7 protein-coding genes and 1 tRNA gene are annotated in these 7,382 nt (G+C 31.3%); 7 read left to right on the top strand and 1 reads right to left on the bottom strand.

All coding sequences use genetic code 11. From position 1 onward, the window contains the following. From ABWO04_RS08780 to ABWO04_RS08755, 6 genes are all read left to right on the top strand, one after another. The coding region (locus ABWO04_RS08780; RefSeq protein WP_353079226.1) for a PH domain-containing protein at positions 1-442 on the top strand (442 nt) is incomplete at its 5' end. An 84-nt stretch (positions 443-526) separates the two neighbouring features. Beyond that, entirely contained in the window at positions 527-2,239 is a 1,713-nt protein-coding gene (locus ABWO04_RS08775) for a T9SS type A sorting domain-containing protein (protein ID WP_353079224.1), read from the top strand. Positions 2,240-2,253: 14 nt separating this feature from the next. Next, positions 2,254-2,793, top strand: a complete 540-nt coding sequence (locus ABWO04_RS08770) for a hypothetical protein (RefSeq protein WP_353079222.1) — start codon at positions 2,254-2,256, stop codon at positions 2,791-2,793. 194 nt (positions 2,794-2,987) lie between these two features. Next, positions 2,988-3,467 (top strand): T9SS type A sorting domain-containing protein, encoded by a 480-nt coding sequence (locus ABWO04_RS08765; protein ID WP_353079220.1) that lies wholly within the window; start codon positions 2,988-2,990, stop codon positions 3,465-3,467. An 81-nt stretch (positions 3,468-3,548) separates the two neighbouring features. Further along, positions 3,549-4,502 carry a PorP/SprF family type IX secretion system membrane protein gene (locus ABWO04_RS08760; RefSeq protein ID WP_353079218.1) on the top strand — a complete coding sequence of 318 codons (954 nt, stop codon included), beginning with the start codon at positions 3,549-3,551 and terminating at the stop codon, positions 4,500-4,502. Positions 4,503-4,515: 13 nt separating this feature from the next. Beyond that, complete coding sequence (locus ABWO04_RS08755) at positions 4,516-6,462, top strand: OmpA family protein (RefSeq protein WP_353079216.1); 1,947 nt, start codon at positions 4,516-4,518, stop codon at positions 6,460-6,462. A gap of 90 nt (positions 6,463-6,552) precedes the next feature. Here the strand turns inward: ABWO04_RS08755 and ABWO04_RS08750 are convergent. After that, positions 6,553-6,625, bottom strand: a tRNA-Phe gene (locus ABWO04_RS08750). Positions 6,626-6,746: 121 nt separating this feature from the next. On the opposite strand from ABWO04_RS08750, the gene ABWO04_RS08745 reads away from it, so the two are divergent. Beyond that, the coding region (locus ABWO04_RS08745; protein WP_353079214.1) for a type III pantothenate kinase at positions 6,747-7,382 on the top strand (636 nt) is incomplete at its 3' end.

The following is a 7,382-nucleotide window of genomic DNA, read 5'->3' as shown; positions in this document are numbered from 1 at the left end:
TTACGATTGGGATGATATTGCCGGAACATTTGTAAAAGAAGGTTTTTTAGGTGCCGATTTTTCTTTTTCAACGAAAACCGATTTAACACATACGGTAGAATATTTACCAAAAAATCAAGCACGTAAATTATATACGTATGCAAAAGAACAATTGGATATTTTGAAAAATGGGGTTTCGACAAACTCAAATTCAGTTGCAAATGCATCCATTGAAATAGAAGAGGTTCAAACAGAAGAAGTAACGCATTTTGCAGAAATTATATCAGCAGTTCAAGATACAGAATTAGAAGAGCCTATTCCGTCGCACGAAAAAAAGCTTTCGGAGTTATCAAAAGAGGAATTATTTGACAAGCTTAATAATTATAAAAAACTGTTAGACAACGGTTTAATTCTTCAAGGAGAATACGACAGATTAAAAAACGAAATATTACCTTTTTTGTAATAACAATTCACTTTTTTTTAACTATCTAGTTGATTTTCAAAATAAATTTATTATTATTGTAACGAAATAACTAAAACTAAAAATATGAAAAAAATTACTTTAATCGCATTATTGTTTGCAGCTTTTCAAATGAATGCGCAAACAATAGTTCAAACAACACCTCAAAATAAAAAGGTTATTCTTGAAGAATTTACGGGTGTAAATTGTGTTTGGTGTCCAGCTGGACATACAATAGCTAACGCTATTAAGGCATCAAATCCTAGCAATGTTTTTTTAATAAATATTCATGTTGGAAGTTTTGCTTCACCAGGCGTTGGTCAACCAGATTTTAGAACTCCCTTTGGATCAGCTATAGTGAATCAAACCGGAATAGCTGGTTATCCAGCTGGTACTGTTAACCGCACCGTGTTTCCTGGTAGTGCTCAAAACGGTACAACTGGTACAGCGATGAGTAGAAATTTCTGGAGTGGTGCTTCAGATCAAATACTAACAGAGTCTTCATATGTTAACGTAGCCACTACTGCAACAATTAATACAAATACAAGATTATTAACCGTATTAGTTGAAGCATATTATACTGGTGCTAGCCCAGTTGCTTCAAATAATTTAAATGTAGCCTTTTTACAAAATAACACAGTAGGACCACAGACAGGTGGAAATCAAGGAAATAATTATAATCACCAACACAGGCTAATTCATATGTTAACTGGGCAATGGGGTGAAGTTATTAACACTACGAGTGCTGGTACTTTTGTTACTAGGACTTACACATATACTATTCCAGCTGCTTATAATAATATCATTGCTGAAATGGGCGAATTTGAGATTGTTGCATTCATGGCAGAAGGTCAACAAAAAATTATTTCAGGTAACGGCGCAACCCCAACTTACACAGGATTAGCAGCAAATGATGTTAAAGTAAAACAGGTTGAAAGTATTGAAAATCAATGTGCGTCATCTATTTCTCCAAAAATCCAAATTCAAAATTATGGACAAAATACCTTAACTACATTACCTATAACGTATAGTATTAATGGCGGTACACCTCAAGTCTTTAATTGGACAGGTAATTTAGTTTCATTTGCTAAAGAAACGGTTACTTTACCAGCAATTTCGTATACTCTTTTAAATAGTAATACTTTAAATATTTCATTACCCGCAGACGCAAATGTTTCAGATAATACGGGTTCTGTGACTTTTGCAAAAGCAGCGTTAACTACAAATACTAATATTACAATTAAAATTACACTTGATCGATATGGTTCAGAAACGTCTTGGCAGTTATTAAATTCAAGTAATACACCTATGGTATCAAGTCCAACCTATACAGATGCAGCTGCTGCAGGAGAATATCCTCAAGCAGATATAAACTTAACATTACCTTTTGATTGTTACAAGTTTGTTATTAACGATGCATACGGAGATGGTATGGATAGTGGATATGGTATGGGTTCTTATCAAGTACTTGCAAATGGAGTTGTAATTCCTGGCATTGAAGGTGGCGCTTTCGGATCTTCAGAAACTAGAGTATTCCAAGTGGCTAATATTCTTGGTCTAGAGAACTTTAATACAAATGAAATTACGTTATATCCAAATCCTTCTAATGGTATTTTTACAATCAATACGCAATTGCCTACAGATGTGGTTGCAATTGACGTTACAGGTAAAGAAGTTTTCAGAATGTTAAACATTAACAACAAAACTACTTTAAATTTAACCCAACTTCAAAAAGGACTTTACTTATTAAAATTGAGTAATGAATTAGGAGAGCAAACTAAAAAAATAATAATTGAATAACTAAATAAACAACCATGAAAAAAATTGTAATCCTTTTATTCGCTGTTATCACAGCTATTAGCTGTAGTAAAGACGATGAGCAAACACCAACTCCAGAACCAGTTGCAAATACGGCACTTAAAGTTTTTCATAAAACTACAGGAGCTGAAATTAAAGATGGAGATGTTTTAACTTTTACTTCTATTTCATCACAAGGTGGTGCTAATGAGTTAAAATTTTATTTTAAAAATACGTCTGCAGCACCAATAAATACAAAAGTTAAGTTTATTTCTTTTAGTGGGGTTCCTGATACTAGTTATTTAAGTATTTGTATTGGGGCGCAATGTTTGTCTTCAATTATTACAGGTTTTTCCTATCCATTAAGTTCGGAGCCAATAATAACTATTCCTGCTAACGGAATTGTAGGAGACATTGAGGGCTATAAAATTTTTAACACTACAACTCCTGTTTCACCAGCTACTAAAATTGATTATGTTTTTGAAGCCTATCAACACGATGCTAGCGGAAATCCTGTTGGAAATAAAGTTCGATTTACTTATAGATATCAGCAATAAAACAGATCACATATTTGTTTAATAAAAGTGAGTCCATTGGGCTCACTTTTTTTACAAATTATTTTAAATTATTGTAATTCAATTAATTATGTTTTATGTAGAACAAATTCTACATAAAAAACAACTTTTATTTATTAATTATTTGAAGAATACTTTTTATCTTTGCGATTAATTTTTATTTAATCTATATAACAATGCGAATTTTCTTTATTATATTTTTATTTTTTATAAATAAAATCGTTGTTGCTCAACAACTTCATCACGAAATGATAAGTGCACAAGGTGGTTCTGTTACGACCGCAAATGGGCAATTTGTAAGATATTCAGTTGGTCAACAGTCCGTAACGGGCACTTCATCAAATGGATATGTTGTTCAGCAGGGTTTTCAACAAAGTAATTGGAGCAAAATATTAGAACAAAATACCATTTCTATCGCCACAACCGTTTATCCAAATCCATTTGTAAATGAAATAAATTTTTCATTTTCAACTTCCCCAGGTGATAAAATTTCAGCATATGTATTTGATGTTTTAGGTCGTTTAGTTTATTCCGAGGATCTTAAAAATGAAAATAATTCAATCAAACTAAGCCTTTTACATCTTTCTACAGCAGAATATTTAGTCAAACTTTCATCAGATAAATTTGTACATTCCGCAAAAATCATAAAAAAATAGCAGGACTTCTAATTCATCATTTTTTTGACGTAAAATATAATTATATAAAACTATATTTGTTTTACATTAAAAATTCTTAGAATGAAATTTGGAATTAGTAAAGCGAATAAATTGACATTAATTAAAGTCTTTTTTATTAGTATTTTAACAACGCTAAATACTACGATGTCCGTAGCTCAGCAAGATGCACAGTATACACAATACATGTATAACACTATAAATGTAAATCCTGCTTATGCAGGTTCAAGAGGTGTTATGAGTGTTTTTGGAATGTATAGAGCGCAATGGGTTGGGCTAGAAGGCGCGCCAAATACAGCGGCAGCATCAATTCATTCGCCAATTGAGAATTCAAGAGTTGGATTAGGTCTTACAGTTTCTAATGATCAAATAGGGATTTCAGAACGAAATACAGTTTCCACAGATTTTTCATACACCATTAATACTTCAGATAGTTATAAATTATCTTTTGGACTTAAAGGTTCGGCGAGTTTGTTAAATGTAGATTATAACAAATTAAACAAGTACGATAAAAACGATCCTAAGTTTCAAAATAATATAGACAATCAATTTTCACCAAATATTGGAGCTGGTATTTATTATCATTCCGATAAATTATATGCAGGTGTTTCTGTGCCTTTTATTTTAGAAACCAAACATTTTGATGATAATACTAATTCCGTAGCTAAAGATGCCTTACATTATTATTTCATTGGTGGTTATGTATTAGATGTGTCAGAAAGCACTAAATTTAAACCCGCATTTTTAATAAAATCTGTAAAAGGAGCACCCCTTCAAGCGGATCTAACGGCAAATTTTATGTTTCATGACAAGTTTGTTGTTGGAGGAGCATGGCGTTGGAGTGCTGCTGTTAGTGGTTTAGTAGGTTTTCAAGTTGATAGTAATTGGTTTGTGGGTTATACGTATGATTCGGACACAACAAAATTAGCTAATTACAATTCAGGTTCTCATGAAATCTTTTTAAGATATGAGTTCAAAGGAAAACAAGAAAAAATTATTTCACCAAGATTTTTCTAAAATGATAAATAATATGAAAATAAAAAATAGCATTTCGTTTTGTGTAATGATGTTTACTTTTTTTGTTTATTCTCAGGGAGTACAACTTAAAAAAGCGAATTCAAATTACGAGAATTTTCAATATGTTGACGCCATTAAAACATATGAAAAAGTAGCTAAAAACGGATATAAATCTGTTGAATTATTTAGTAAACTTGGAGATTCATATTACTTTCAAGCAAAACTAAAAGAAGCTAATTATTGGTATAACGATTTGTTTTTGTTAAATGAAAAATTAAATTCGGAATATTATTTTAGATATGCTCAAACATTAAAAGCAGTTGGCGATTATAAAAAAGCCGATGCTATGATGGCGCTTTTTAATGAAGCAAATAATTCAGATATACGTGCAATGTTATCTAAAGAACAATATGATTATTTGGAAGAAATTAAAAACAATTCGGGAAGATATAACATACAAAATGCAGGCATTAATTCGGAATATTCAGATTACGGCACCTCTTTTTATAAAAATACATTAGTTTTTACTTCTGCACGAGATACAGAAGGCGTATTTGTTAAAAAGCACAGTTGGACCAATCAGTCATTTACAAACTTATATGGTTCAGTAATTACAGAAAATGGAAATTTATCTGAACCTGAGAAATTTTCAAAAAAAATTAATTCAAAATACCACGAATCTACTCCCGTTTTTACAACTGATGGAATGACCATGTATTTTACCAGAAACAACTTTTTAAATGGTAAAAAAGGAAGGGATAAAGATAAAACTATATTATTAAAATTGTTTAAAGCAACTAAAATTCGAGATTCTTGGGAAAATATTGTTGAATTACCGTTTAACAGTAATGAATATAATTGCGCACATCCCGCATTATCTCCAGATGAAAAAACATTGTATTTTTCATCAAATATGCCAGGAACAAAAGGCATATCTGATATTTATAAAGTTGCAATACTTGAGGATGGAACTTTTGGTACACCTGTAAATTTAGGCGATAAAATTAATACAGAAGCAAGAGAAACGTTTCCGTTTATATCCAATAAAAACGAATTGTATTTTGCCTCAGACGGCCATCCAGGCTTGGGAGGTTTAGATGTTTTTATTACTCAGTTGAATGAAGATGGTACACACGGAAAAATAAAAAATTTGGGTGAACCTGTAAATTCTAATTCGGATGATTTTGCATTTATCATGGATACGGCCTCTAAAAATGGTTTTTTTAGTTCAAATAGAGAAAAAAACAGTTTAGGTTATGATGATATTTATAAATGTACTGAAACCATTCCTGTTCCAAAAGACTGTCAGCAAAATTTAAAAGGAGTTGTTGTTGATTCTCGTACTCAAGTGCCAATTGAAGGTGTAAAAGTGGTAATGTTTGATATAAATTACTTAAAATTAAGTGAAGAAATTACGGATGTAAAAGGAAAATTTGATTTTGGGGCAGTAGATTGTGGAAATAAATTTCGAATTGTACCTGAACAAAAGGATTACGCAACTGTAGAAAATATGGTTATCATTACAAAAGAATCTGACCTAAAAGATTTAAAAATTTCCATGACTCCAAAATTACAACCACTACAAGTAGGAAGAGATTTAAGAAAAACATTAGGAATAGACATCATTTACTTTGATTTAGATAAAGCCATCATTCGTAAAGATGCGGAAGTGGAATTAGCAAAAATTTTAGAAGTGATGAAACAATATCCTACCATGGAAATCGATGTTCGTTCGCATACAGATAGCCGTCAAACTATAGGATATAATTTAGCACTTTCAGATAAGCGTGTTAAATCTACTATAAAATGGTTAGTTGCAAATGGTGTTGAAGCCAAACGATTAACTGGAAGAGGATATGGCGAATCACAATTAGTAAATAAATGTGCAGACGATATACCTTGTACAGAAGAAGAACATCAAGCCAATAGGCGTAGCGAATTTATAATAACAAAGCTATAATCTAAATATAAAACCTCAAACATAAACGTTTGAGGTTTTTTTGTTTAAACAAAAAACCCTTGACAATCAATTGATTATCAAGGGTTTAAGTGGTACCTCCAGGGATCGAACCAGGGACACACGGATTTTCAGTCCGTTGCTCTACCATCTGAGCTAAGGTACCTTGCGATTTTAGGTATTGCTACCTTTTCATTGCGGGTGCAAATATAGAACCTATTTTATATTTTCCAAAACAATTATTAAAAAAAATCAATTTCGTACATTTGCATTTCTAATTATTAAATATGATACTTACAATTGATGTGGGCAATACTAATGTTAAAGTTGCTGTTTTTAAGCAGTTTAACATTATTGATACGTTTGTTTTCCAAAAAAATAATTTTCAAAATAATTTTCAAATAATTTTTAAAAAACATCCAAATCATACAAAAGCGGTACTGGCTTCCGTTTCAATACTGGATGAAATGGATAGTATATGGTTGAAAAATCAGATAGAAGTAATTGAAATACATTCAGCATCGGTTTTTCCATTTAAAAATAAATATACAACTCCAGCTACTTTAGGAATTGATAGAAGCGTTTTAGCCTCTGGCGCTGTATTACAATATCCAAATCAGAATGTTTTAATTATTGATGCTGGAACTTGCGTAACTTACGATTTCATTACTAATAATAGTGAATATTTAGGTGGCGCTATTTCTCCTGGACTGCAAATGCGCTATCAAGCACTTCATAATTATACTGCTAAGTTACCATTATTAGAAAGTAATTCACCAGATAATTTTATTGGAAACAGCACAGATCATTCTATTCATTCTGGTGTTGTAAACGGGTTGTGTTATGAAATTGAGGGCTTTATTTCAGAATTTTCTGTTAAAAAAGAACAATTTACAATAATTTTAACAGGCGGCGACGCTATT

Origin of the sequence: Flavobacterium sp. (assembly GCF_040382755.1) — a bacterium.
In the GTDB taxonomy this organism is placed as follows: domain Bacteria; phylum Bacteroidota; class Bacteroidia; order Flavobacteriales; family Flavobacteriaceae; genus Flavobacterium.
Note: the sequence above shows the minus strand (reverse complement) of the source record. Positions and strands in the feature narration are given on the sequence as shown.

Coding starts and splice junctions, on each gene's coding strand:
- ABWO04_RS08775 (WP_353079224.1), top strand. CDS start 527: ATGAAAAAAATTACTTTAATCGCATTATTGTTTGCAGCTTTTCAAATG.
- ABWO04_RS08765 (WP_353079220.1), top strand. CDS start 2,988: ATGCGAATTTTCTTTATTATATTTTTATTTTTTATAAATAAAATCGTT.
- ABWO04_RS08770 (WP_353079222.1), top strand. CDS start 2,254: ATGAAAAAAATTGTAATCCTTTTATTCGCTGTTATCACAGCTATTAGC.
- ABWO04_RS08755 (WP_353079216.1), top strand. CDS start 4,516: ATGAAAATAAAAAATAGCATTTCGTTTTGTGTAATGATGTTTACTTTT.
- ABWO04_RS08760 (WP_353079218.1), top strand. CDS start 3,549: ATGAAATTTGGAATTAGTAAAGCGAATAAATTGACATTAATTAAAGTC.